This window comes from Streptococcus oralis (assembly GCF_026782285.1).
In the GTDB taxonomy this organism is placed as follows: Bacteria; Bacillota; Bacilli; order Lactobacillales; family Streptococcaceae; genus Streptococcus; species Streptococcus oralis_CG.
Genome location: NZ_JAKUWG010000007.1, coordinates 338,711 through 364,503 on the forward strand (window position 1 = coordinate 338,711; position 25,793 = coordinate 364,503).

The window sequence follows — 25,793 nt, forward strand, 5'->3', positions numbered from 1 at the left end:
GATATGGAGAAATTTACAGTTTATACGGGAACGACCGTTCCTCTCATGAATGATAACATCGACACCGACCAAATCCTACCCAAGCAGTTTCTCAAGTTGATTGATAAGAAAGGCTTTGGCAAGTACCTCATGTATGCTTGGCGTTATCTGGACGATAACTACACTGAGGATCCAGACTTTGTTTTTAACCGACCAGAATACCGCAAATCCACTATCCTCATCTCAGGGGATAACTTTGGGGCAGGGTCTTCGAGGGAACACGCAGCTTGGGCTCTAGCTGACTATGGTTTTAAAGTCGTGATAGCAGGTTCTTTCGGGGACATTCATTACAATAATGAACTCAATAATGGCATGTTGCCCATTGTTCAGCCTAGAGAGGTTAGAGAGAAACTAGCCGAACTTAAACCGACCGATCAGGTAACTGTGGACTTGGAACAACAAAAAATCATCTCACCAGTCGGAGAATTCACTTTCGAAATCGATAGCGAATGGAAACACAAGCTCTTAAATGGTTTGGATGATATCGGTATTACTTTGCAGTATGCAGACTTGATTGCTGCTTATGAAAAACAACGACCAGCCTACTGGCAGAACTAGAAGAAAAATAGAAAAGGAAATAGAACTATGACAAAACACATTCAATGGAACGGAACACTTTCACAAGAAGGATATGACATTTTAAAAGGTGAGGGCGGGTGCATTGTATGCCCTACAAAAGTTGGTTACATCATTATGACCAGCGACAAGGCAGGATTGGAGCGCAAATTTGAAGCTAAAGAACGTAACCGTAACAAACCAGGAGTTGTTCTCTGCGGTAGCATGGACGAGCTTCGCGCTTTAGCACAACTCAACCCAGAAATTGAAGCCTTCTACCAAAAACATTGGGATGAAGATATTCTCCTTGGTTGTATCCTTCCATGGAAACCAGAAGCTTTTGAGAAATTGAAAGCATACGGTGATGGCCGTGAAGAACTCATGACAGACGTTCGTGGTACTAGCTGTTTTGTCATCAAGTTTGGTAAAGCTGGTGAACAATTAGCTGCCAAACTTTGGGAAGAAGGCAAGATGGTTTATGCCTCATCAGCCAACCCATCTGGAAAAGGAAATCGTGGTAAGGTAGAAGGTATCGGAGAACGTATCGAAGGAGCAGTGGACCTTGTCATTGAAGCAGACGACTATGTGGCTTCCATCCAACCTGACAAAACGATTGAAACTCGCTACGAGCAAGGTGTGATGGTCTCTATGGTCGATAAGGACGGCAAACTCATTCCAGAACAAGGAGGAGCACGTTCAACCTCACCAGCCCCAGTTGTGATTCGCAAAGGGCTTGACATTGATAAAATCATGATGCATTTGTCAGATACCTTTAACTCATGGGATTATCGTCAAGGTGAGTATTATTAAGCTGAGTAGAACCTAAACTCCTATCCTTTCACATGTTTTTATATATAGTGATTTCTGAGAATTAATTAGACATAATGAAAATAATAGTCTAAAAATTTTAAAAATTCAGTATAGAACATGCAAAATCCTAGAAAAAAAGTAAAATAAAGATAGAAATTGATAGCGATTACATTTTGAAGTAAGGTAGTTTATTAGTGGGATTTATCATTAGAAGACCCTGATTTACACAGATCACCATTTGCTTAATGTAACTCATAATATATAAAGACTAAGTGGCATTTGAGTGCTTAAAAGTCCAAGATACTGTTTAAGAGGTTTTACGAGTAGTTTGTCTACTGAAAACAAGTTGATAGAACCTCACCATCATCATATAAATATTAGAATTATCCATTTAACGTCGTTCTTTCGCTTTCTACACTCTCCTTGTTAGCTTACTGAGAGTTGTAGCTGATGACAGCTAGAATTATACTGTAAGTGGCTCATTTAGACTCCCTTCGCATGTTTTGCTACTTGCAGTCGGGGTTTAAGTGGGCTTTTTTGAGTTATAATTGATTAGTTGTCAACAATATTTTTAATAGTTGATATGCCTAGAATCGCTCATACCAGTAATCACAATGAATGGGAGGTGGAAAGGATTATTTAAATAGAAAGGCGGTAGGCAAGTGAGTTATTAATGGGTCACTGATAAAAAGAAAAGAGGTACAATATGGGACTTATCAAAGCAGGTGCAGGAGCTGTAGGTGGTTTATTAGCCGATCAATGGAAAGAATTTTTCTATTGTGAGTCTATTGACAAATCTGTCATGGTTGTCAAGGGGCAAAAGAGGGTATCTGGACGTTCATCCAATACCAAGGGCAGTGATAATATTATTTCCAATGGTTCAGGTATTGCAGTGGCTGATGGTCAGTGTATGATGATTGTTGAGCAAGGTAAGGTTGTAGAAGTTTGTGCCGAACCAGGTGAGTTCACTTATGATACCTCCAGCGAACCAAGTATTTTTACAGGAAATCTTGGAAATTCTATCAAGGATACTTTCAAACAAATTGGGAAACGTTTCACTTATGGTGGCGATACTGGCAAAGATCAGCGTGTGTATTATTTTAATACAAAAGAATTAATTGATAATAAATTCGGTACACCGAACCCAATTCCATTTCGTGTGGTAGATTCTAAGATTGGTTTAGACCTTGACGTTTCTGTTCGATGCTCAGGGGTTTATTCTTATAAGATCGTTGACCCGCTTTTGTTTTATACAAATGTTTGTGGAAATGTTGAAAGAGAGTATTTGCGTGAAGAAATTGACTCACAGTTGAAAACTGAATTTATCAGCGCCTTGCAACCTTCATTTGCTAAGTTATCTGATATGGAATTGAGACCGAATCAAATTGTCAGTCACAATACAGAATTAGAAAATGCCCTCAATGAAACTCTCTCAGAAAAATGGGGTCAACTTCGTGGTCTTAAAGTCATTAGCATTGCACTCGGTTCTGTTACTCTCCCAGAAGAAGATGCCGAAATGATTAAGCAGGCTCAACGTACTGCTATTATGAAAGATCCGACTATGGCGGCCGCAACCTTAGTTGGTGCACAGGCAGACGCTATGAAGGCAGCCGCAAGCAATGAAGCAGGAGCTATGACTGGCTTTATGGGCTTTGGCATGGCAGCCAATGCAGGCGGTGGCATGAATGCACAAAATCTCTTTGCTATGGGACAAGAACAGGCTGCTAACCAAGCACAAACAGAAAATCAAGCACCACCAAGCACTCCGAATGTCAATAAATGGGTCTGTCCAAATGGCCATGAGGCTATGGGGAAGTTCTGCCCAGAGTGTGGCAGTCCGAAACCAGTGGACAATAGCTGGACTTGTTCATGTGGCACAGTAAATACAGGTAAATTCTGTTCAAATTGTGGCAGTCCAAAACTGATAGTTCATCAAGCAAAACATTGTAGTAACTGTGGTTGGAAAGTTCCAGATTCTGGCCAGGCACCGAAATTCTGTCCTGAATGCGGGTCAACGTTTTAGAACAAGACAACTCTAGATTGGCTTAGTGTCGGGAGAGGAGATGATGACATGGCTGATAATTTAGAATACAAATGTCCTTGTTGTGGTGGAGCACTATCTTTTGACACTAAAATTCAGAAAATAAAGTGCCCTTATTGTGATTCCGAGTACGAAATGGAGAGTCTCAAGCACATGGACGAGCATTTGGATGAAGCCCAGTCTGTTTCAGAGCCATCTCTAGCAACGGATTCTGCTACAGAATGGCAAGAGGATGATGAACAGCTGAACGTCTTTATTTGCAATTCCTGTGGTGGACAATTGATTGCTGATGAAAATACTGCTGCAACAACTTGCCCTTATTGTGACAATCCAGTTGTTCTCAAGGAACGTCTGGTAGGTGATTTGAAACCAGAGTTGGTTATTCCGTTTAAACTGGATAAAAAAGCTGCCAGAGAAGCGCTTAACAAGCACCTTCTCGGCAAGCGTTTATTGCCAAAAATTTTTAAGGATCAGAACCATATTGATGAAGTAAAGGGTGTTTACGTGCCATTTTGGCTATTTAATACAGAAGCGGATGCGGATATTAAGTACAAAGCAACTAGGATAACGACTTGGAGTGACAAAGATTACAATTACACCCAAACTGAATTTTACTCTGTCCTTCGTTCTGGTCAGTTAGCCTTTTCTCATCTACCTGTTGACGGTTCTAAAAGTATGGACAATACCTTGATGGAATCTATTGAACCTTTTGATGTTTCAAAAGCAGTTGACTTTCAAACAGCCTATTTAGCAGGTTATTTGGCCGAGCGTTATGATGTGACGGCAGAAGAAAGTATCACCCACGCTAATAAACGGGCTAAAAGGAGTACTGAAGATAGATTTGCGGAAACAGTTAAAGGCTTTACAATGGTAACTCCAGAAAGTAGCCATGTTGAGTTTAAAAATAGCAAAGCCAAGTATGTCCTTTATCCAGTCTGGTTGTTAAACACAACTTGGAATAATGAAAAGTACGTTTTTGCTATGAATGGTCAAACAGGAAAATTTGTAGGCAACCTTCCCTTGGATAAACGAGTCTACTGGCGCTATTTTATGACGATTGCAACACTTACTTTTATTGTTTGCTATGGCATTGTTTGGTTGATTTATCTAATGTAAGGAGGAAGATATGATGAAAAAACTACTATCATTCCTTCTTGCGGTTTTTCTCGCTTTTACCTTGATTGGGATTGTGTCAGCTGACATGTCAAGTCAAACTTTAATTTATGATGAGGCCGGCCTCCTATCATCCAATGAGAAAAGCAAACTAGAAGAAGAAGCACAAGCTATTTACAAAGAGCATCAGTTCAAATCTTATCTGCTCATTGCTGACTCTTATGATGATGTAACTCAATATACAACGGATTTCTTCCAGAGAGGGAAGGAAGATGCTATTCTTCTGATAATAGGGAAGTCTAAAGATTATAGAACTATCTGCTACAAGGGAAAAGCAAAAGAGCTTCTGGGAGATTTTTGGGATACCTTTATCAAAGGAGTTTATCATAGCAATAGTAGTTGGTATGACAGTGCCCACCGTAGTTTGACTGCTATTGCTGCTAAGTTTGGACCCCTGAAGCGTCTCGTGGATGAAGCGGATTTACTGAGTGATGCAGAAGAAAAAGATTTATTAAGTAAACTTGATGAGATTAGTGAGCGGCAGAAATGTGACCTTGTTATTGTGACTGTCAAGGATCTGGGAGGGAAGACACCAGAAGCCTTTGCAGATGATTATTTTGACTATAATGGTTATGGTCAGGGTGAGGACCATAGTGGTTTATTGTTGTTGTTAAGTATGAAGGAACGGGATTGGCATATCACCACAACAGGTTATGCGATTCGAGCATTTACCGATGCAGGTTTAGAATATATGTCTGATCGCTTTGTTCCGAAACTAAGCAACGGAGAATATGAGCAAGCATTTAGCAGTTTTGCAGAACTGAGCGATAAGTTCTTAACGCAGGCTAAGACAGATAAACCTTATGACAAAGGGAATCTTCCTAAGGAACCGCTAAGTTGGATATGGGTCCCCCTATCTCTAGGTGTAGGTCTTGTCACAGCCTTTGTAGTTGTTTCAAGTATGGCTGGTCAACTCAAAAGTGTGGAGCCAGAGGTGGCAGCGACAAATTATATTGTAGAAAATAGTCTCACTGTCACTCAAGCAGAAGAAAAGTTTCTATATAAAACGGTTGATAAGGTGGCTCGTCCCAAAGAGAGTAAATCTTCTTCTGGAGGTAGCAGTACTCATACATCTTCATCAGGAAGAACTCACGGTGGTGCAGGAGGCAAGTTTTGATTAGAATAGACGAGTGAATGAGATAGACTTTCAAATCTATTTTAGGAGAAAGGGAAGTAAAATGAAAAAATTATTTAGCTTGATATTGGCACTTCTGTTACTTATCACGCTTGGAGCTTGTAGAAAATCAGGTGGAAGAGCGGACGATGCCTTAGTGGGTAAATACGTAGCTGTTAGTGGAACGGCCATGGGAGTAACGCTCTCTGGTGATGATATGGCTGGCTTCAAACTCGAATTGATGAGTGGAGGCAAGGCAAAACTAAACGTAGAAGGAACAACTGCAGAAGGTAAATGGAAAAATGATGATAACACATTAACTCTTACTATTGAAAATACTGATATGGTTGGCAAGCTTGATAAGGATACGATTACATTTGAAAGCATCTTAAAAGAGCTTGTCGGAACTTCAATGGATGTGAAACTTGCAAAAGAAGGAATAGATGCAGCGAAACCTGAGAACTTCTTGCCAGAAGAAGAGAAAGCCCTCTTAGGAGACTGGATAGGTGCGTCTGTAGTGGATGCAATGGATGCAGACGCATCTGGAGAAATAGCACCAGATTCCTTGAAGGCAACTTTAAAGGCAGATCATACTTCTACAATCACCTATAAAGGAGAAGTAATTGCCACTCCTAAATGGAGTTATGTGACGGGTACCATTATATTTGAAGGTAAGGTTGCTGGCAATGCGAGTCTATACAGTGAACAAAAAGATGGGGTCTTTAAAATAACTTATAGCGGAGACAAGTATTATACCTTTACAATGAAATCATCCAAAGGAGATTAGAATAATAAATGGGCTAAATCAGTGCGGTGATGGTATGGAACTGTCATCGCACTTTTGGATTGGCTAAGGTAGTTATCAACTATAATTTACGAATCTAATAATTTTTAGTGATTTTCAGAAGATTTTGATTGCGATAAAAAACGAACGTTTACAGAATGTTTGTTTTAAAAATTGACAAAAACTGTACTTTGGTGTAGAATTAATTAAGGAAACGTCGGAAAAGACGTAGTGATGCGAAGGCATAGGTAGGTCATTACAAAAGAAACGAGACATCGATATGTTAAATGAATTTCCAATTTTTGATTACGAAGATATTCAGTTGATCCCAAATAAATGTGTGATTAAAAGCCGTGCAGAAGCAGATACCAGTGTCACACTTGGAAATCACACTTTCAAACTACCTGTTGTACCAGCAAATATGCAGACGATTTTGGATGAGAACGTAGCAGAGCAACTTGCCAAAGGCGGTTACTTTTACATTATGCACCGTTTTGATGAAGCGGGGCGCATTCCTTTTATCAAACGCATGCACGAGCAAGGGCTCATTGCTTCCATTTCTGTTGGTGTTAAGGATTACGAGTATGACTTTGTTAGCCAGCTCAAGGCTGATGCTCCTGAGTATATCACGATTGACATTGCCCATGGTCATGCCGATAGCGTGATTTCTATGATCCAGCACATCAAGAAAGAATTACCAGATACTTTTGTCATTGCTGGTAACGTTGGGACACCAGAAGCTGTGCGTGAATTGGAAAATGCTGGTGCGGATGCTACTAAGGTTGGAATCGGTCCTGGTAAGGTTTGTATCACCAAGGTCAAGACTGGTTTTGGTACAGGCGGTTGGCAGTTGGCTGCTCTTCGCTGGTGTGCAAAAGCTGCTCGCAAACCGATTATTGCTGATGGTGGGATTCGTACTCATGGTGATATTGCCAAGTCTATCCGTTTCGGTGCTAGCATGGTCATGATTGGTTCCCTTTTTGCAGGACACATCGAAAGCCCAGGAAAGACGATTGAAGTCGACGGCGAACAGTTCAAAGAATACTATGGTTCAGCTTCACAGTATCAAAAAGGAGCATATAAAAATGTAGAAGGAAAACGCATCTTACTTCCCGCCAAAGGGCATTTGCAAGACACCCTGACTGAGATGGAGCAGGATTTGCAAAGTGCCATTTCCTACGCAGGTGGACGCAAGGTTGCTGACCTCAAGCACGTTGATTATGTAATCGTGAAAAACTCTATCTGGAATGGGGATGCTTCCCACTAATGGACGCTTAATCCACCCATAAAAAACTTGTTATTAGAGCAAATTTCTGTTATAATAAAACAAGTTTCCACCCTTAGTGTAATGGATATCACGTAAGATTCCGGTTCTTAAGATGGGGGTTCGATTCCCTCAGGGTGGATGTAAACAGCCTAAAAAAGCCTTTAAATAAGGCTTTTTTCTTTATATTGCCTCCAAAATTGGAAATTTTTTTCAAAAACTACCCCACTCTCCCCTAGTCCCGTTTTAAAGTGACTCAGAGGACTTTTTTTGTTATAATAGAAAGGATCGTAATTATTAGAAAGAGGTCAGTATGAAAGAATTACAAACTGTACTGAAGAAGCGTTTTGCAATCGAATTTGCAGACAAAAACTTACTGGAAACGGCCTTTACTCATACGAGTTATGCCAATGAGCACCGCCTCTTAAAAATTTCACACAATGAGCGCTTGGAATTTTTAGGAGACGCTGTTCTGCAATTATTGATTTCAGAATACCTGTATAAAAAATATCCTAAGAAACCAGAGGGAGATTTGTCTAAACTCCGTGCCATGATTGTCCGTGAGGAGAGTTTGGCTGGTTTTGCGCGTGATTGCCAGTTTGATCAATTTATCAAATTGGGTAAAGGGGAAGAGAAGTCTGGTGGTCGCAATCGTGACACCATTCTTGGTGATGCCTTTGAAGCCTTTCTGGGAGCTTTGCTTTTAGACAAGGATGTAGCTAGAGTAAAAGAGTTTATCTATCAGGTCATGATTCCCAAGGTTGAAGTAGGTGACTTTGAAATGATTAAGGATTACAAGACACACCTGCAAGAGTTGCTCCAGGTCAATGGGGATGTGGACATTCGCTACCAGGTGACTTCTGAGATGGGACCTGCCCATGATAAGGTTTTTGATGTAGAAGTTCTGGTTGAAGGCAAGAGTATCGGAAAAGGCCAAGGACGTTCTAAAAAATTGGCAGAGCAGGAAGCCGCGAAAAATGCAGTGGAGAAAGGGCTGGATTCATGTATTTAAAGGAAATTGAGATCCAGGGATTCAAGTCCTTTGCTGACAAGACCAGGGTTGTCTTTGATCAAGGTGTGACAGCTGTCGTTGGGCCCAATGGTTCTGGGAAGTCAAATATCACAGAAAGTCTGCGATGGGCTTTAGGTGAGTCTAGTGTTAAGAGCCTTCGTGGTGGTAAGATGCCTGACGTTATCTTTGCTGGAACAGAAAGTCGCAAACCACTCAATTATGCTTCGGTTGTCGTGACCTTGGATAATGAGGATGGTTTTATCAAGGATGCAGGGCAAGTTATTAAGGTAGAACGCCATATCTACCGTAGTGGAGATAGCGAGTATCGAATTGATGGCAAGAAAGTCCGTCTCCGTGATGTCCATGATCTTTTCTTGGATACAGGTTTGGGACGAGATTCCTTCTCCATCATCTCTCAAGGGAAGGTTGAGGAAATTTTTAACTCCAAGCCCGAAGAACGCCGAGCCATTTTTGAAGAAGCTGCAGGAGTTTTAAAGTACAAAACTCGTAGAAAAGAAACAGAGAGCAAACTGCAACAAACTCAGGACAACCTAGACCGTTTAGAGGACATTATCTATGAGTTGGACAATCAAATCAAGCCTCTTGCCAAACAAGCTGAAAATGCTCGGAAGTTTCTCGACTTGGATGGTCAGCGTAAGGCGATTTATTTGGATGTACTGGTTGCCCAAATCAAGGAAAATAAGGCTGAACTAGAGTTGACAGAAGAAGAGCTAACGCAGGTTCAGGAACTCTTGACTAGTTATTACCAAAAGCGTGAAGAGTTAGAAGAGGAAAATCAGACTCTTAAAAAGAAACGGCAAGATCTCCAAACTGAAATGGCCAAAGACCAAGGGAGCTTAATGGATTTGACCAGTTTGATCAGTGACTTAGAGCGAAAACTAGCCCTATCCAAACTGGAATCTGAGCAGGTAGCCCTTAATCAACAAGAAGCACAAGCACGTTTGGCGACTCTGGAAGATAAGAGAAAGGCTCTAAGTAAGGAAAAGGCTGAAAAAGAAGGGAATCTGGAACAGTTAGAGGAAAGTTTAGCTGAAAACAACAAGGAACTCAATCGTTTAGAAGCAGAATTGTTGGCATTTTCAGATGATCCTGACCAGATGATTGAGCTCTTACGTGAACGTTTTGTGGCACTTTTACAAGAAGAAGCGGATGTCTCAAACCAGTTGACACGAATAGAGAATGAACTGGAGAACAGCCGTCAACTATCTCAAAAACAAGCTGATCAACTTGAGAAACTGAAAGAACAACTGACTACAGCTAAAGAGAAGGCCAGTCAACAGCAGGCTGAGCTTGAAACTGCCAAGGAGCAGGTTCAGAAATTATTGGCAGACTACCAAGCTAGTGCCAAGGAACAAGAGGAACAGAAAGTTTCTTACCAAGCCCAACAGAGCCAACTCTTTGACCGTCTGGATAGTCTCAAAAACAAGCAGGCAAGAGCCCAAAGTTTGGAAAATATCCTTAGGAATCATAGTAACTTTTATGCGGGTGTTAAGAGTGTTCTTCAAGAAAAAGACCGTCTTGGTGGGATCATTGGTGCAGTCAGTGAACATTTGACCTTTGATGTGCATTTTCAAACTGCTTTGGAGATTGCACTTGGAGCTAGCAGTCAACATATCATCGTAGAAGATGAAAACGCGGCGACCAAGGCAATTGATTTCCTCAAACGTAATAGAGCTGGTCGTGCAACCTTCCTTCCTTTGACAACGATTAAGGCTCGTACGATTTCTAGTCAGAATCAAGACGCTATCTCTGCAAGTCCAGGATTTCTGGGTATGGCAGATGAGTTGGTGTCGTTTGACAAGAGACTAGAAGCCATTTTTAAGAACTTGCTAGCAACGACAGCAATTTTTGATACTGTAGAACATGCGCGTGCCGCAGCTCGCCAAGTTCGCTATCAGGTTCGCATGGTGACGCTTGATGGTACCGAATTGCGTACAGGTGGTTCCTACGCAGGTGGTGCCAATCGTCAAAATAACAGCATCTTCATCAAGCCAGAGCTGGAACAATTACAAAAAGAAATTGCTGAGGAAGAAGCTAGTCTTCGTTCAGAAGAAGCGACTTTTAAGACCTTGCAAGATGAGATGGCGGTATTAACAGAAAGATTAGAAGCTATCAAATCTCAGGGTGAGCAAGCTCGTATTCAGGAGCAAGGCTTGTACCTAGCTTATCAACAAACCAATCAGCAGGTCGAAGAACTGGAAACGCTTTGGAAACTTCAAGAAGAGGAATTAAATCGTCTTTCTGAGGGAGATTGGCAAGCGGATAAGGAAAAATGCCAAGAGCGTCTTGCTACCATTGCCAGTGAAAAGCAAAATCTGGAAGCTGAGATTGAAGAGATTAAGTCTAACAAAAACGCCATTCAAGAACGTTATCAAAACTTGCAGGAACAGATTTCTCAAGCTCGCTTGCTTAAGTCGGAACTACAGGGACAAAAACGTTACGAAGTAACTGATATAGAACGCTTAGGCAAGGAACTGGATAGTCTGGATATCGAACAAGAGGAGATTCAGCGTCTCCTCCAAGAAAAGGTAGATAATCTTGAGAAAGTGGATACGGATTTACTAAGCCAGCAGGTGGAAGAGGCCAAAACTCAGAAAGCCAATCTTCAACAAGGTCTGATTCGCAAGCAGTTTGAGTTGGATGATATCGAAGGTCAACTAGATGATATTGCTAGTCATTTGGATCAGGCTCGTCAGCAGAACGAGGAGTGGATTCGTAAACAAACACGCGCTGAAGCTAAGAAGGAAAAAGTCAGCGAACGCTTGCGCTATCTACAAGTTCAATTAACAGACCAGTACCGGGTTAGCTACAATGAGGCTCTAGAAAAGGCTCATGAACTGGAAAATCTCAATCTGGCAGAGCAAGAGGTTAAGGATTTAGAGAAGGCTATTCGCTCGCTGGGTCCTGTCAACTTGGATGCTATTGACCAGTACGAAGAAGTTCACAACCGTCTGGAGTTCCTCAATAGCCAACGTGATGATATTTTGTCTGCGAAAAACCTGCTTCTTGAGACCATCACAGAGATGAATGATGAGGTTAAGGAACGCTTCAAATCAACCTTTGAGGCTATTCGTGAGTCCTTTAAAGTGACCTTTAGACAGATGTTTGGCGGTGGTCAGGCAGACTTGATATTGACTGAGGGTGATCTTTTAACAGCTGGTGTGGAGATTTCTGTCCAACCTCCAGGTAAGAAAATCCAGTCTCTCAACCTCATGAGTGGTGGTGAAAAAGCCCTATCGGCCTTGGCCTTGTTGTTCTCTATCATCCGAGTTAAGACCATTCCTTTTGTCATCTTGGACGAGGTAGAGGCGGCGCTGGACGAAGCCAATGTCAAACGCTTTGGGGACTACCTCAATCGCTTTGACAAGGATAGTCAGTTTATCGTCGTAACCCACCGTAAAGGGACCATGGCAGCAGCGGACTCTATTTATGGAGTTACCATGCAAGAGTCAGGTGTGTCTAAGATTGTTTCGGTTAAATTAAAAGATTTGGAAGAAACAAAAGACTAGTTACCAAATGATAGCATCTTTTAGGAGGTGCTATTTTTTAAAACTAAAGTGCTAAATTTTCTCTTAAGGTCAGTTTAGGCGCAAAAAACGACATTTGGGATTTCCTCTTAGCGAAAAGACTTTCTCTATGATATAATAGTTTCATGATTACAACAGTACCTATTAAGAACGAAAAAGATATTGCAGTACCGGGTAAAACAGTCCTTGTACTAGGTTATTTTGATGGCATTCACAAGGGGCATCAGAAACTTTTTGAAGTGGCCAGTAAGGCTTCGATGAAGGATTATCTGCCAGTTGTCGTAATGACCTTTACAGAGTCGCCAAAACTTGCCTTACAACCTTACCAACCTGAGCTCATGCTCCATATTGTCAATCACGAAGAACGAGAGCACAAGATGAAATGGCATGGGGTAGAGGCTCTCTTCTTACTTGACTTTAATAGCAAATTTGCTAGTTTAACGGGTCAAGAATTCTTTGATACTTATATCAAGGCTTTAAAACCAGCGATTATCGTAGCAGGATTTGACTATACCTTTGGCTCTGATAAGAAAACTGCGGATGAACTAAAGGACTATTTTGATGGAGAAATCATCATTGTTCCTCCGGTCGAGGACGAAAAGGGCAAGATTAGTTCTACACGGATTCGCCAAGCTATTCTTGATGGAGATGTCAAGGAAGTCAAGCATCTGCTCGGCACACCGCTCCCATCTCGTGGGATGGTCGTTCATGGAAATGCTCGTGGGCGGACTATTGGTTATCCAACAGCCAATCTGGTCCTAAGAGATCGAACCTATATGCCAGCAGACGGTGTTTACGTAGTCGATGTGGAAGTGCAACGTCAAAGATATCGTGGCATGGCAAGTGTGGGGAAAAATGTCACCTTTGATGGCGAAGAACCACGTTTTGAGGTTAATATTTTCGACTTTTCAGACGATATTTACGGTGAGACAGTCACTGTCTACTGGCTGGACCGTGTCCGTGATATGGTCAAATTTGACTCCGTAGAGGAACTGGTAGACCAACTCCAGAAAGACGAAGAGATTGCTCGGAACTGGAAGGATGGAGAGTAGAAAAGTTTAAAAAAGTGAACCATATTTTGTGTTTGCTTTTTTATTTTTGAAAGAAATTTTTATAGCGAGAAACATAATTGAAGCTTGATTGAAAATCTGTTAAAATAGTGATATTCATAACTTTAAAAACCAAAGAAAAGAGACTATATGATTACAGGCGAATTAAAAAGTAAAATCGATCAACTGTGGGAAATGCTGTGGACTGAAGGAAATGCAAATCCTCTAACAAATATTGAACAATTGACTTATCTTCTGTTTATGAAGGATTTGGATAGTGTTGAACTTGGACGCGAAAGCGATGCTGAGTTTTTAGGGATTTCTTATGAGGGAATTTTTCCAAAAGACAAACCTGAATACCGTTGGTCGACCTTTAAAAATATAGGAGATGCTCAGGAAGTTTATCGTTTAATGACCCAGGAGATTTTTCCATTTATTAAGAATCTTAAGGGTGATACTGACGATACAGCTTTTTCACGTTATATGCGAGAAGCTATCTTTCAAATTAATAAACCAGCTACGCTCCAAAAGGTGATTTCTATATTAGACGAATTTCCAACTAGAGGGTCAGATATAGATTTTGATAATGACACAAAGGGAATTAATGATATTGGAGATATCTATGAATATCTGCTATCAAAATTGTCAACCGCAGGTAAAAATGGACAGTTTCGTACACCTCGTCACATCATCGATATGATGGTTGAGTTGATGCAACCAACTATCAAGGATATTGTCTCAGATCCTGCTATGGGCTCTGCTGGTTTCTTAGTATCTGCTAGCCGTTACTTAAAGCGTAAGAAAGATGAATGGGAAACCAATCCAGATAATATCAAACATTTTCATAACAATATGTTTCATGGAATGATACGGATACAACTATGCTGAGACTTGGTGCAATGAACATGATGCTACATGGAGTGGAAAATCCACAAATTAGTTATCTTGACTCACTATCTCAAGATAATGAAGAAGCAGATAAGTACACTCTAGTTTTAGCAAATCCTCCATTTAAAGGGTCACTTGACTACGATTCAACTTCAAATGATCTTCTTGCGACTGTAAAAACCAAAAAAACAGAATTACTTTTCCTTGCTCTTTTCTTGCGTACCTTGAAACCAGGGGGACGTGCAGCGGTTATTGTACCTGATGGTGTCCTCTTTGGTTCTTCTAAAGCCCATAAAGGAATTCGTCAGGAAATTGTAGAGAATCATAAATTGGATGCTGTAATATCAATGCCTAGCGGTGTTTTCAAACCTTATGCTGGAGTTTCAACTGCCATTCTCATCTTCACAAAGACTGGAAATGGTGGCACGGACAAGGTCTGGTTTTACGATATGAAAGCAGATGGTTTAAGTTTGGATGATAAACGACAACCGATCAGTGACAATGATATTCCAGATATTATTCAACGTTTCCATCAACTTGAAAACGAAGCAGAACGTAAGAGAACGGACCAGTCTTTCTTTGTTCCAGTCGATGAGATAAAGGATAATGATTATGATTTATCGATCAATAAATACAAAGAAATCGAGTATGAAAAAGTTGAGTATGAACCAACAGAAGTCATCTTAAAGAAAATCAATGATCTAGAAAAAGAAATTCAAGCTGGCTTAGCAGAGTTAGAAGAATTACTCAAGTAGGGAGATGGATGTATGAAAAAAGTGAAGTTGGGGGAAGTGGCTACTTTTATTAATGGATATGCTTTTAAACCTCAAGATTGGTCATCTGAAGGAAAAGAGATTATCAGAATACAGAATTTGACTAAAACTTCAAAAGAGATAAATTATTACTCGGGTACGATTGATAAAAAATACATTATTGAAGATGGTGACATTCTTATTTCTTGGTCGGGTACATTAGGGGTTTTTCAGTGGTGTGGAAAATCCGCAGTGTTAAATCAGCATATTTTTAAAGTGATTTTTGATAAGATAGATATTGATAAATCATATTTTAAATATGTTGTTGAAAAAGGTTTGCAAGATGCTGTAAAACATACTCATGGTTCCACAATGAAACATTTAACAAAAAAATATTTTGATAATATTATGGTTTCATATACAAATTTGAGAGAGCAACAAAGAATTGCAAGTGAACTAGATTTGTTAAGCAAGCTGATTTTAATGAGACAAGAACAACTTAAAGAGCTTAATCTACTCGTCAAATCCCGATATTCCGAGGAGGTGGTTGCATGAAGAAAGTGAAGTTGGGAGAATTAGTTTCTATTCAAACTGGTAAATTGGATGCCAATGCTGCAGTTGTCGGAGGTAAGTATCCATTTTTCACAACAGCAAAAGAAATTTCGTGGATTAACGATTATGTTTATGACGACGAAGTCGTTTTAGTTGCAGGAAATGGGGATTTAAATGTTAAGTATTATAAAGGAAAATTCAATGCTTATCAGAGAACTTATATTTTGAGTAATAATTCTAATGTAAGAATGAAATATCTATACTACTTTCTTGATAAGTATATAGAGGTTTTGCGCCACCAGTCAATTGGAGGAGTAATAAAGTATATTAAGCTCAATAATTTATCAAATGCTCAAGTTCCAATGATGAGTATTCCTGAACAAGAAAAGATTATTAAGAATTTGGAGAAAATAGATTATCTAATTTCAAAAAAAAGTCAGCAATACACGGAATTATCAAAACTTGTAAAATCCCGATATTCCGAGGAGGTGGTTGCATGACGATCATTTTTTTACAGAATATATTTGAAAAATCTATAAATGGTGAATGGGGTAATGAAGATAGTGGCAAAGGAGAGGCGACAGCAGTAATTAGAACCTCAAATTTTCTAAATTCTGGAAGACTAAATCTAGATAATATTGTATGTCGTGAAATTGATAAAGATAAAAACAGCGACAAAATTCTAAGAACTGGTGATATTATAATTGAAAAATCAGGAGGTAGTCCAAATCAACCGGTTGGACGTGTTGTATATTTCGATGTTACAGATCAAGATTATTTCACAAATAACTTTACTAGTATTTTAAGAGTTAAACCAGAATATAATTCTAAATATATATTTTATTTAATGAAGTATCTTTATGACACAAAAAAGGTGTTAAAATTTCAAAATCAAACAACTGGAATTATTAATTTAAAGTTAGCTGACTATTTAAATAAAACCAAAGTTAATATTGAAACTATAGAAAATCAAAATACAATAGTAGACATATTGGATAGGTTAGAGTATCAAATAATAAATAGAAATAAGCAGATTAGTGAACTCTCAAACCTTGTAAAATCCCGATTTAACGAGATGTTTATATTAAATGACTTTTCATTGAAAAGACTAGGAGAATTAGTTGAAGAAGTCCGATATGGTACTAGTTTACCAGCCACTCTTAATGGTAAATATGGATATTTAAGAATGAATAATATAACTGAAGATGGTAAGTTGAATATACAGAATTTAAAATATATAGATATTCCAGAGAAAGACTTAGAAAAGTATGTAGTAAGAAAAGGGGATGTACTATTTAATCGTACAAATAGTATTGAATTAGTTGGGAAAACATGTATTTATGAATTAAATTTTGATATGGTTATTGCAGGTTACATTATTCGTATTAGAACAAATAATAATATTTTTAACTCTAGATATCTATCCGAATTTTTAAACTTTCCTAGTACAAAGAAGTTTCTAAGGAACATCGCGAAAGGTGCTGTTAATCAAGCTAATATAAATGCAAAGGAATTACAAGATATTTCTGTCCCCCTCCCCCCTCTAGCCCTCCAAAACGAATTCGCGGACTTTGTAGCTCAAGTCGACAAATCACAATTGGCAATTCAAAAATCTCTAGAAGAATTGGAAACCTTGAAAAAATCACTTATGCAGGAGTATTTCGGTTAAGATCTGAGATGAAATAGCAGTTTCACACTATCGTTGTAATTACCGTAATTATTTGTTATAATACTTCAAAGGAGGAAATCAGATGGTCGTAAAAACAAGAAAACAGGGAAATTCAATCACCATTACGATTCCAAGCGAGTTCAATATTCCAAGTGGTGTTAAATACGAAGCGAAATTATTACCAAGTGGTGAAATTATCTTTACTCCTGAAGAATTGGATCATCAGGTCTCTTATGTTTCTGATGATGCCTTTAACTTAAAATTGGATACAATTTTTGATGAATACGATGATATTTTCAAAGCTTTGGTGGAAAAATGACAGTCTATCTAACAGAAAAGCAAATTGAAAAAATCAATGCTTTAGTAATTCAACGGTATTCTCCAAAGGAGCAAATTCAAACAGTTAGTCCTTCAGCGTTAAATATGATTGTGAACTTACCAGAACAATTTGTTTTTGGCAAGCCTCTTTATCCAACAATTTTTGATAAATCAACAATATTATTTGTCCAATTGATAAAGAAGCATGTTTTTGCCAATGCCAATAAACGAACAGCTTTCTTTGTTTTGGTGAAGTTTTTACAATTAAATGGTTATCACTTTTCTGTTTCCGTGGAAGAAGCGGTTGATATGTGCGTGACTGTAGCGGTAGAAGCTTTAACTGATGAAAAAATGATAAGCTACTCTAAATGGGTTTCTGAACATTCTATCAGAGAAAAGGTCAAAAAGTAAGATAGTATGCTGGATTGAAATGAGCATAAGAAAATAAATGAACAGGCAATATTAGAATTCTGTAATGCGGAAACTGATATTGCCTCTTTTTATTGATGAGAAATAATGAAAGTGAGAATTTATGGAATCAAAAGTGACAATTATCATACAAGAAATGCTACCACTTTTAAACAATGAACAATTACTAGCATTGCGAGAGAGTTTAGAGCGTCATCTAGTGGATGGAAAAAAGCAGCAAAAGTATTCGAATAATTATTTGTTGCAACTATTCATCACTGCTAAGCAGGTGGAGGGCTGTAGCGCAAAAACAATACGTTATTACCAGAGAACAATTGAAAATTTGTTTCATCATATTAAGGAGTCTGTGACACAACTGACAACCGATGATCTAAGGAGTTATCTAGCAAATTATCAGTCTGAAAAGGACTGTAGTAAGGCGAATTTGGACAATATTCGGCGTATATTGTCTTCTTTTTTTGCTTGGCTTGAGCAAGAGGAATATATCATCAAGAATCCTATTCGAAGGATTAAAAAAATTAAAACAGAACAAACTGTAAAAGAAACTTATACGGATGAACATCTGGAAATTATGAGGGATAATTGTGAAAATTTAAGAGATTTGGCAATGATTGACCTATTAGCATCAACAGGTATGCGTGTAGGTGAACTGGTCCAGTTGAATCGTTCTGATATTGATTTTGAAAACAGAGAGTGTGTTGTTTTTGGAAAAGGGAAAAAGGAGAGACCAGTATATTTTGATGCTCGTACGAAAATTCATTTAAGAAACTATCTCAATGACAGAAAAGATAGTCATCCAGCTCTTTTTGTAACGCTAGTTGGAGAAGCACAGAGACTTGGAATTGCGGGTGTCGAGATTCGATTGAGAAAGTTAGGACATAAACTTGGAATACAAAAGGTTCATCCACATAAATTCAGAAGAACCTTAGCGACTAAGGCGATTGATAAAGGAATGCCTATCGAACAAGTCCAAAAACTACTAGGTCACAGCAAAATTGACACAACCCTGGCCTATGCCATGGTCAACCAAAGCAATGTTAAACATTCGCATCAAAAATTCATCTCTTAAATGCAAATCCCGATTTAACGAGATGTTTGGGGATCCTGTTTTGAATGAAATGGGTTGGGAAAAACATGCTTTAAAAGAATTTGGAATATGGAAAAGCGGTGGAACTCCTAAAAGAAATGAAGAAGATTTTTTTAGAGGACATATTCCTTGGATTACATCAGGAGAACTAGAACATAAATACATTAAAGATTCTTTTGAAAAAGTTACAAAAAAAGCAATTGAATGTAGTTCTGCAAAAATAATTGAAAAAGGTAGTTTATTACTAGGAATGTATGATACTGCGGGTTTAAAATCATCAATCAATACTAAAGTGATGTCTTGTAATCAAGCTATTGCTTTTGCGAAATTAGATGATAAAATCACAGATACTATATATGTTTATTATGTAATTCAAAATTTAAGATCAATGCTATTGAATCAACAAAGAGGCGTACGTCAAAAGAATTTTAACTTATCGATGATCAAAAATATTTCCATCCCCCTCCCCCCTCTTTCCCTCCAAAACGAGTTCGCAGACTTTGTGGCTCAGGTCGACAAATCACAATTTGCTTGTGGGATAGTTATAAAACTGTGGAGAAATAGCTTGAAATCTAGTATAATATAGGTATATTTTTATTCAAAGTGAGAGAAAAATGGGAAATTTTAGCTTTCTTTTAGAAAATACAGAATACGAGTCATTTTCAAAGCCTTGTATAGAAGCTGAAAATATGATTGCGACATCTACTGTGGCTACTGCTTTTATGGCGCGTCGTGCTTTGGAGCAGGCTGTTCATTGGATATATAGTCACGATTCATATTTAGAAGCTCCCTATCGTGCTACCTTATCTTCTTTGGTATGGGATGATGATTTTAGAGAGATTGTGGATCCTGAGCTCCACAGGCAGATTGTTCTTTTAATTCGATGGGGAAATCATGCTGCACATGGTGGAGAAATTAAGGAACGAGAAGCGATTTTGGCTTTGCATCATTTGTATCAGTTTGTCAATTTTATTGATTATTGCTACAGTAACGAGTTTGTGGAGCGTTATTTTGACGAGCAGTTATTGCCACTTTCAGCAAACATCAAGTTTCGAGAAACGCCACAATCTATGGCGAAATTACAAAACAGTTTGCCAGATCTTCCTGATTTCGATGAACAGATGGCTAGTCAGTCCTTGGCTGTTCAAGAGACTTATACTGAAAAACGTGAAACAGCAGCTCTACGGCAAGATGTATCTTTCCATATCGATCAACTATCTGAATCAGAGACAAGAAAACTCTTTATTGATATCGATCTCCGTTTAGCAGGTTGGACATTTGAGGAAAACTGTCGTGTTGAGGTAGCCGTTCATGGTTTGAAGCATGGTACAGGAACTGGATACTGTGACTATGTCCTTTATGGCAAAAATGGGAAAGTTCTAGCAATTGTTGAAGCTAAAAAGGCATCTGTAAATCCAGAAGTAGGGGAAGTACAGGTCAAGGAATATGCTGAAGTTCTTGAGAAACAAATCGGCTATCGGCCAATTTGCTTTATTACCAACGGTTTGAAGCACTACATACTTGATGGTGTTAATCGTCGCCAGATTGCAGGGTTCTACTCTCAAGAAGAGTTGCAACTGTTGATGGACAGACGTCACTTGCAAAAACCACTCGAGGATATTTCTAGCAAAATTAGGGACGACATTTCTGGACGTCATTATCAGAAACATGCGATTACAAGTGTCTGTGAAGCATTCTCCAATAATCGGAGACAGGCACTCTTGGTCATGGCAACTGGGTCTGGGAAAACCCGCACAGCGGTTTCTCTAGTTGATATCCTATCGCGTCATAACTGGGTTAAAAATGTTCTTTTCTTGGCTGATAGAACAGCCCTAGTTAAGCAAGCTTATGACTCGTTTAGGAAATTACTTCCAGATCTTTCAGTTTGCAATTTCTTAGAGGATAAAGATGGTGCTCGATCTAGTCGAATGGTTTTTTCAACCTATCCGACTATGATAGGAGCGATTAGTGATCAAGAAGAAGTAAACCAACGCCCTTTCACTGTTGGGCACTTTGATCTCATCATAATTGACGAATCTCACCGTTCTATTTATCAGAAATACAAATCAATTTTTGATTATTTTGATGCACGGATTGTAGGATTAACTGCCACTCCGCGTCAAGATTTAGATAAAAATACTTACGGTTTCTTTAACTTGGAGAATGGTGTTCCAACATACGCATACGATCTGGAAGAGGCTGTCAAAGATGGCTATTTAGTAGCTTATCATTCGATTGAAACTAAGTTGAAACTACCTACGGATGGTCTACATTACGATGATTTATCTCAAGACGAAAAAGAATATTTTGATAGCCAATTTGAAGATGGTAGTTCTGAGAAAGATATTGATCCTGAGGATTTTAATACCTCTATTTTCAATAAAAAAACAGTCAAAATTGTTCTAGATGAACTAATGACAAGAGGGATTCAGACAGCTTCAGGTGACGAAATTGGTAAAACCATTATCTTTGCTAAAAACCATCGACACGCTGAATACATCAGAGATATTTTTAACGAACGCTATCCTGAAAAAGGAAGCGATTATGCTCAAGTGATTGATTATAGCATTAAGCATTATCAAACCTTAATTGATGATTTTAAAATTAAGGAGAAATACCCTCAAATCGCAATTTCTGTTGATATGTTGGATACAGGTATTGATGTACCAGAAGTTGTTAATTTAGTCTTTTTCAAGAAAGTGCGTTCTAAAACTAAGTTTTGGCAGATGATTGGTCGTGGAACCCGTCTTTGTAAAGATTTATTCGGACCTGAGCAGGATAAGGAAAATTTCTTGGTATTTGATTATGGTGATAATTTTGAATATTTCAAAGCTGATCCGAGAGAGGGAGATGGCCGTCACATTGTTTCTCTGACTCAACGTTTGTTTAACACCAAGGTGGACTTGATTCGTGAACTGCAGGGGCTTCATTTTCAAGATGATCAGTTTGCTATAGAATACCGTCAGCAACTCGTCACAGAACTTCATGAGCGTATGGTGAGCTTAAATGAGTTAGACTTTAGGGTTCGTATGGTCTTAGATACAGTTTATACTTATAGGAAGTTGGAAAATTGGCAAAATCTAACGACTGTCACAAGTGAAACAATCCAGAAAGATCTTTCTCCGCTTCTATTTGAAGAAAGTAAAGAGGACGAGATGGCGAGACGATTTGATTTATGGTTGTTTCAGATACAGTTAGGACGACTGTTGGCTAAGCCAGCAACTATCCATATATCTCAAGTTATGAAAACAGCTAAAGCTCTTGCCAGGGTTGGCAATATCCCACAGGTTTTTGCACAGGCTGAAATCATCAGGAAAGTACAGGAGCCAGAATTTTGGGAAGAAGTTGATTTATCTGAGCTGGAAAAAATACGCCTTGCTTTTCGAGATTTACTACAGTTTCTGGATAAAACGGAACGCACTGTATATTATGTCAATTTTGATGATCACATTCTTTCCACTGTCCATGATACTAAGCCATATTTACAAGTCAATGACCTGCGATCTTATAATGAAAAAGTTGAACATTATTTGAAAACTCATCTAGATGATGAAGCAATTTCTAAGTTATACCATAATGAAAAATTGACCTCTCAAGATTTACTTGCACTTGAAACATTGCTTTGGGAAAAATTAGGTAGCAAGTCAGATTACCAACAACATTATGAAAATAAGGCAATTCCTAGATTGGTCCGTGAGATTATTGGTTTGGATAGAGAGTCTGCCAATCAAGTTTTTTCTAAATTTTTATCGGATGAGAGTCTCAATGCCAAGCAGATTTCCTTTGTGAAATTGATTGTAGATTACATTGTAGAAAATGGTTGTTTGGAGACCAAAGTTTTAACACAAGAGCCGTTTAAATCGTATGGTTCAGTTCAACTACTCTTTCAACACCAACTCCCTATACTTCGTAATATTGTCCAAACAATTGAACTCATCAATGATCGAGCTGGAGAAACAGCGTAAATAATAAGAGGTTATAAATGCAAACACAAGAAGAAATGAATGTTCTGGTACCTGAAAAATTAGCAGAAATTGAGCATGATTACGATGTCACAGTTTTGTGGGCTGTCGAGTCTGGTAGTCGTGCCTGGGGCTTTGAGTCTCCTGATAGTGACTTTGATGTACGATTTATCTACAAACACAAGCGAGATTTTTATCTCCGTTTAAATGAACAGCGTGATGTTATCGAGTTACCAATTGACGATACTTGGGATGTGAGTGGCTGGGATTTAGACAAGACTTTAAAACTCCTTTATAAGTCAAATCCAACACTATTTGAATGGTTACAGTCTCCAGTTGTTTATCAACAAACGGATTTTATTGAGCGCATACGTCCTCTTGCCAACCAGTATTTTTCTGAGAAGAAAATGCTGTATCATTACTTGAATACTGCTAGAACTCAAATGAATAAGTATCTTTCAGGAGACAAGGTCAAACCTAAAAAGTATTTCTATGCGCTGCGTCCTATTTTGGCCTGTCGTTGGATTGAAAAATACCATTCTGTTCCTCCAATTTTATTTGACGATTTGGTCAAAGAATTGCTTCCTGATGAGATGAAAGTGCATGTATCAAGATTGCTTGATATCAAGGTAAAGGGACCTGAGGGTATGGAAATTGATCCGATTATGCCGATCCAATACTACATCATCAAAAATATCAAAGAGTTGGATGCATACGTTCAAAGTGTTAGAGAGGAAAAGAAAGACTGGAAAGCTCTAAATCAATTTTTCCTTGAAGAATTAGGCCACGACTGAGGTTTTTTATGGGTAAATGGACATGTAAATGCGGGCAAGCAATGAACAACCATAGAGCACCTGATCCAAATGCTTATTCAGTTTATTCGGATGAGTTCTTAGTAGAAATCATGAATAAAAAAGATGGTAATGATTCAATTTCTTATGAAGACATTTCAGAGGCCTCATTTTATATGTGGAAGTGCCCTGAGTGTGGCAGTTTCATGGTTTTTGGCGAAGACGGGGATGGAGATCACTTTACTTTTTATGAGCGCCAAGAAGTAGAAAAGGTAGAGCCTCTCTTTGATCCAGATCAAGAGTTAAATCTTGTTGTGGTTGAGTTTCAGGAGGGAGGGAATTGTTATACTTATATCTGTGATGACCCAAATATCCATATAGGACACGCTGTTGTTGTCCCAGTGGGGAAGGAAAATACTGAAAAAACTGCTTTAGTTGTACAGAAGTATCATGCCCTACCAAAGGATATCACTTTTCCTGTTGAGAAGTTAAAACGTGTCATTCGTAGGTATTCACATTTCGACCCAATCACTTCGAAAAACGTTTTTAGAAATTTAAAAAAGCTAGGAAGAATTCTAGATGTTTGCTCTAAAAACGCTAACCCCAACTCTCAGCAAACATATTATAGTATCAAAACTCCTTTAGGCTATTTCTGGTTAGAATTAAATGGAGTTCCGATTCCAATGAAAATCACACAGATTCAAGTCAGCGATAAAAAGTACCAAGTTGATAGCGCCCTTTATATAAAACCTTCAGAGATTAATTGTAGAAGATTCTATGAATTGGAGTTATGTGCAGATTTTGATATTGATGCCTCGAGATGGATCGATGTACTTTCTGATGAAAATGTTTGGGGCAATAGCTGGGAACTAAATGGTTTTCAATTTGGTATTACTGCAGGTGAGTCTCCAGAATTTGAAGACGAAGTTGTTGCAAGAAAATATAGTCGTATCCCACTTTATTATGACTGGCACCCTGAATTTCAGGATTATTATGGTTTCAGTTTAGCCTGGAAAAAATACGAGTCTGATAGCGATTTATCAATAGATTTCTATACAACGTAAGATGCAGGAGAATAAGCATGAATCAAGCATGGGAATTATTGTTTGAGGGCAAGATTGAAGAGGCTAAAAAATTAGTTGAAGCTGATTTTTCTTTGGAAACTTGCACTAATTTTAGTTTATTAAATTTGATGGGCTATATCTATCTTGAAGAGCAAAATTATAACGAGTGCTTAAGTATCTACCAGCGTTACATTGACTTAGCTCGAACTAAAAGTGACCAAGAAAATGAACATATAGGCTATCATCAGTTAGCGATGGTTTACAGGGAAATGGGTCATTTTCAAAAAGCTCTACTCTATATCGATCAGGAAATGCAAATTATAAAAAAATATTTTCCCAATGATGCTTTGAAATTTTCTGTTAACAACTATGAACAAGGCTACCTTCGTTTAAAGTTGGGAAATCTAGAAGAGGCAGAAAGCTATATGCAAGAATCCCTAGATTTTGCTTTGACAACCGAGGACTTCATTGCCCAAGCCTGTTCCTATAGAGGGATGGGAGAGATTTATCTGAAGCAAAATTCAAATAAATCACGAAATTATTTTTATCAATCTATTCAACTCTTTGAAAAAGCTGAGGATAAAATTGGAGCAGACGAGGTAAGAGCTTTATTACAAAATGAGAAGTAGTCCAACTGAGCTGAAGAAAAACAGTAAAAAGCGGAGATTCATGGCGCAGAAAAGAGGCTAGTTCATAATTTCAACAACTGGAAGTTATGAACTAACCTCAAAAGTTTGACAGAAAAATCCAGTTATGGGACTTAGTGCATTTATATTATACCTTCATTTTACAGAAACCGAAAGTCAATAACTATTTTTAATATAAAATTTTGTCTTTTATCATATTTTTTTGAAAAAAGCTAGTAATTTGACTGAAAAAATTTGCAATTCTC

20 protein-coding genes, 1 tRNA gene and 2 pseudogenes are annotated in these 25,793 nt (G+C 38.4%); all 23 read left to right on the forward strand.

Going from position 1 to position 25,793, the window contains the following annotated elements; all coding sequences use genetic code 11:
- The first annotated feature begins 3 nt into the window (after window positions 1-3).
- The 23 genes and pseudogenes from leuD (at window position 4) to MK403_RS06920 (ending at window position 25,530) form a co-directional block, all read left to right on the forward strand.
- The gene (leuD, locus tag MK403_RS06810; RefSeq protein ID WP_268709358.1) at window positions 4-597 is read left to right on the forward strand and encodes a 3-isopropylmalate dehydratase small subunit; all 594 of its coding nucleotides are present in this window, start codon (window positions 4-6) and stop codon (window positions 595-597) included.
- 27 nt (window positions 598-624) lie between these two features.
- Window positions 625-1,404, forward strand: a complete 780-nt coding sequence (locus MK403_RS06815; RefSeq protein WP_000160505.1) for an L-threonylcarbamoyladenylate synthase — start codon at window positions 625-627, stop codon at window positions 1,402-1,404.
- Window positions 1,405-2,110: 706 nt separating this feature from the next.
- The gene (locus MK403_RS06820) at window positions 2,111-3,427 is read left to right on the forward strand and encodes an SPFH domain-containing protein (RefSeq protein WP_268709359.1); all 1,317 of its coding nucleotides are present in this window, start codon (window positions 2,111-2,113) and stop codon (window positions 3,425-3,427) included.
- A gap of 48 nt (window positions 3,428-3,475) precedes the next feature.
- Window positions 3,476-4,561 carry a TFIIB-type zinc ribbon-containing protein gene (locus MK403_RS06825; RefSeq protein ID WP_268709360.1) on the forward strand — a complete coding sequence of 362 codons (1,086 nt, stop codon included), beginning with the start codon at window positions 3,476-3,478 and terminating at the stop codon, window positions 4,559-4,561.
- Window positions 4,562-4,571: 10 nt separating this feature from the next.
- Window positions 4,572-5,735, forward strand: a complete 1,164-nt coding sequence (locus MK403_RS06830; protein ID WP_268709361.1) for a TPM domain-containing protein — start codon at window positions 4,572-4,574, stop codon at window positions 5,733-5,735.
- Window positions 5,736-5,796: 61 nt separating this feature from the next.
- Window positions 5,797-6,519, forward strand: coding sequence for a hypothetical protein (locus MK403_RS06835; protein ID WP_268709362.1), 723 nt, complete (start codon window positions 5,797-5,799; stop codon window positions 6,517-6,519).
- A 277-nt stretch (window positions 6,520-6,796) separates the two neighbouring features.
- A complete protein-coding gene (locus MK403_RS06840; RefSeq protein ID WP_268709363.1) occupies window positions 6,797-7,783 on the forward strand; it encodes a GMP reductase in 987 nt (328 codons plus the stop codon).
- Between the two features lie 67 nt (window positions 7,784-7,850).
- Window positions 7,851-7,922 (forward strand) — tRNA-Arg (locus MK403_RS06845).
- 171 nt (window positions 7,923-8,093) lie between these two features.
- Window positions 8,094-8,792 (forward strand): ribonuclease III, encoded by a 699-nt coding sequence (gene rnc / locus MK403_RS06850; RefSeq protein ID WP_038805356.1) that lies wholly within the window; start codon window positions 8,094-8,096, stop codon window positions 8,790-8,792.
- A complete protein-coding gene (gene smc, locus MK403_RS06855) occupies window positions 8,783-12,322 on the forward strand; it encodes a chromosome segregation protein SMC (RefSeq protein WP_268709364.1) in 3,540 nt (1,179 codons plus the stop codon). The genes rnc and smc overlap by 10 nt, the downstream gene beginning before the upstream one ends.
- Before the next feature lie 143 nt (window positions 12,323-12,465).
- Window positions 12,466-13,392: a bifunctional riboflavin kinase/FAD synthetase gene (locus tag MK403_RS06860; RefSeq protein ID WP_268709365.1), complete on the forward strand. Its 927-nt coding sequence runs from the start codon at window positions 12,466-12,468 to the stop codon at window positions 13,390-13,392.
- 147 nt (window positions 13,393-13,539) lie between these two features.
- Window positions 13,540-15,032: pseudogene (locus MK403_RS06865) on the forward strand (type I restriction-modification system subunit M).
- 12 nt (window positions 15,033-15,044) lie between these two features.
- Window positions 15,045-15,569: pseudogene (locus MK403_RS06870) on the forward strand (restriction endonuclease subunit S); the annotation flags it as partial.
- A gap of 11 nt (window positions 15,570-15,580) precedes the next feature.
- Window positions 15,581-16,081 carry a restriction endonuclease subunit S gene (locus tag MK403_RS06875; RefSeq protein ID WP_268709366.1) on the forward strand — a complete coding sequence of 167 codons (501 nt, stop codon included), beginning with the start codon at window positions 15,581-15,583 and terminating at the stop codon, window positions 16,079-16,081.
- Window positions 16,078-17,250, forward strand: coding sequence for a restriction endonuclease subunit S (locus tag MK403_RS06880; RefSeq protein ID WP_268709367.1), 1,173 nt, complete (start codon window positions 16,078-16,080; stop codon window positions 17,248-17,250). The genes MK403_RS06875 and MK403_RS06880 overlap by 4 nt, the downstream gene beginning before the upstream one ends.
- A gap of 82 nt (window positions 17,251-17,332) precedes the next feature.
- The gene (locus MK403_RS06885; protein ID WP_084946003.1) at window positions 17,333-17,569 is read left to right on the forward strand and encodes an AbrB family transcriptional regulator; all 237 of its coding nucleotides are present in this window, start codon (window positions 17,333-17,335) and stop codon (window positions 17,567-17,569) included.
- Window positions 17,566-17,979: a type II toxin-antitoxin system death-on-curing family toxin gene (locus tag MK403_RS06890; RefSeq protein WP_268709368.1), complete on the forward strand. Its 414-nt coding sequence runs from the start codon at window positions 17,566-17,568 to the stop codon at window positions 17,977-17,979. The genes MK403_RS06885 and MK403_RS06890 overlap by 4 nt, the downstream gene beginning before the upstream one ends.
- Window positions 17,980-18,100: 121 nt before the next feature.
- On the forward strand, window positions 18,101-19,066 hold the full coding sequence (gene xerA, locus MK403_RS06895; RefSeq protein WP_268709369.1) for a site-specific tyrosine recombinase/integron integrase: 966 nt from the start codon (window positions 18,101-18,103) through the stop codon (window positions 19,064-19,066).
- Entirely contained in the window at window positions 19,011-19,670 is a 660-nt protein-coding gene (locus MK403_RS06900; RefSeq protein ID WP_412080613.1) for a restriction endonuclease subunit S, read from the forward strand. Before xerA ends, MK403_RS06900 begins: the two co-directional genes overlap by 56 nt.
- Window positions 19,671-19,698: 28 nt before the next feature.
- A complete protein-coding gene (locus MK403_RS06905; protein ID WP_268709371.1) occupies window positions 19,699-23,049 on the forward strand; it encodes a DEAD/DEAH box helicase family protein in 3,351 nt (1,116 codons plus the stop codon).
- A 17-nt stretch (window positions 23,050-23,066) separates the two neighbouring features.
- Window positions 23,067-23,840: a nucleotidyltransferase domain-containing protein gene (locus MK403_RS06910; protein WP_268709372.1), complete on the forward strand. Its 774-nt coding sequence runs from the start codon at window positions 23,067-23,069 to the stop codon at window positions 23,838-23,840.
- Window positions 23,841-23,848: 8 nt separating this feature from the next.
- Window positions 23,849-24,901, forward strand: a complete 1,053-nt coding sequence (locus MK403_RS06915) for a hypothetical protein (protein ID WP_268709373.1) — start codon at window positions 23,849-23,851, stop codon at window positions 24,899-24,901.
- A 17-nt stretch (window positions 24,902-24,918) separates the two neighbouring features.
- Entirely contained in the window at window positions 24,919-25,530 is a 612-nt protein-coding gene (locus tag MK403_RS06920; RefSeq protein ID WP_268709374.1) for a tetratricopeptide repeat protein, read from the forward strand.
- Window positions 25,531-25,793 lie beyond the last annotated feature (263 nt).

Coding starts and splice junctions, on each gene's coding strand:
- leuD (WP_268709358.1), top strand. CDS start 4: ATGGAGAAATTTACAGTTTATACGGGAACGACCGTTCCTCTCATGAAT.
- MK403_RS06815 (WP_000160505.1), top strand. CDS start 625: ATGACAAAACACATTCAATGGAACGGAACACTTTCACAAGAAGGATAT.
- MK403_RS06820 (WP_268709359.1), top strand. CDS start 2,111: ATGGGACTTATCAAAGCAGGTGCAGGAGCTGTAGGTGGTTTATTAGCC.
- MK403_RS06825 (WP_268709360.1), top strand. CDS start 3,476: ATGGCTGATAATTTAGAATACAAATGTCCTTGTTGTGGTGGAGCACTA.
- MK403_RS06830 (WP_268709361.1), top strand. CDS start 4,572: ATGATGAAAAAACTACTATCATTCCTTCTTGCGGTTTTTCTCGCTTTT.
- MK403_RS06835 (WP_268709362.1), top strand. CDS start 5,797: ATGAAAAAATTATTTAGCTTGATATTGGCACTTCTGTTACTTATCACG.
- MK403_RS06840 (WP_268709363.1), top strand. CDS start 6,797: ATGTTAAATGAATTTCCAATTTTTGATTACGAAGATATTCAGTTGATC.
- rnc (WP_038805356.1), top strand. CDS start 8,094: ATGAAAGAATTACAAACTGTACTGAAGAAGCGTTTTGCAATCGAATTT.
- smc (WP_268709364.1), top strand. CDS start 8,783: ATGTATTTAAAGGAAATTGAGATCCAGGGATTCAAGTCCTTTGCTGAC.
- MK403_RS06860 (WP_268709365.1), top strand. CDS start 12,466: ATGATTACAACAGTACCTATTAAGAACGAAAAAGATATTGCAGTACCG.
- MK403_RS06875 (WP_268709366.1), top strand. CDS start 15,581: ATGAAGAAAGTGAAGTTGGGAGAATTAGTTTCTATTCAAACTGGTAAA.
- MK403_RS06880 (WP_268709367.1), top strand. CDS start 16,078: ATGACGATCATTTTTTTACAGAATATATTTGAAAAATCTATAAATGGT.
- MK403_RS06885 (WP_084946003.1), top strand. CDS start 17,333: ATGGTCGTAAAAACAAGAAAACAGGGAAATTCAATCACCATTACGATT.
- MK403_RS06890 (WP_268709368.1), top strand. CDS start 17,566: ATGACAGTCTATCTAACAGAAAAGCAAATTGAAAAAATCAATGCTTTA.
- xerA (WP_268709369.1), top strand. CDS start 18,101: ATGGAATCAAAAGTGACAATTATCATACAAGAAATGCTACCACTTTTA.
- MK403_RS06900 (WP_412080613.1), top strand. CDS start 19,011: ATGCCATGGTCAACCAAAGCAATGTTAAACATTCGCATCAAAAATTCA.
- MK403_RS06905 (WP_268709371.1), top strand. CDS start 19,699: ATGGGAAATTTTAGCTTTCTTTTAGAAAATACAGAATACGAGTCATTT.
- MK403_RS06910 (WP_268709372.1), top strand. CDS start 23,067: ATGCAAACACAAGAAGAAATGAATGTTCTGGTACCTGAAAAATTAGCA.
- MK403_RS06915 (WP_268709373.1), top strand. CDS start 23,849: ATGGGTAAATGGACATGTAAATGCGGGCAAGCAATGAACAACCATAGA.
- MK403_RS06920 (WP_268709374.1), top strand. CDS start 24,919: ATGAATCAAGCATGGGAATTATTGTTTGAGGGCAAGATTGAAGAGGCT.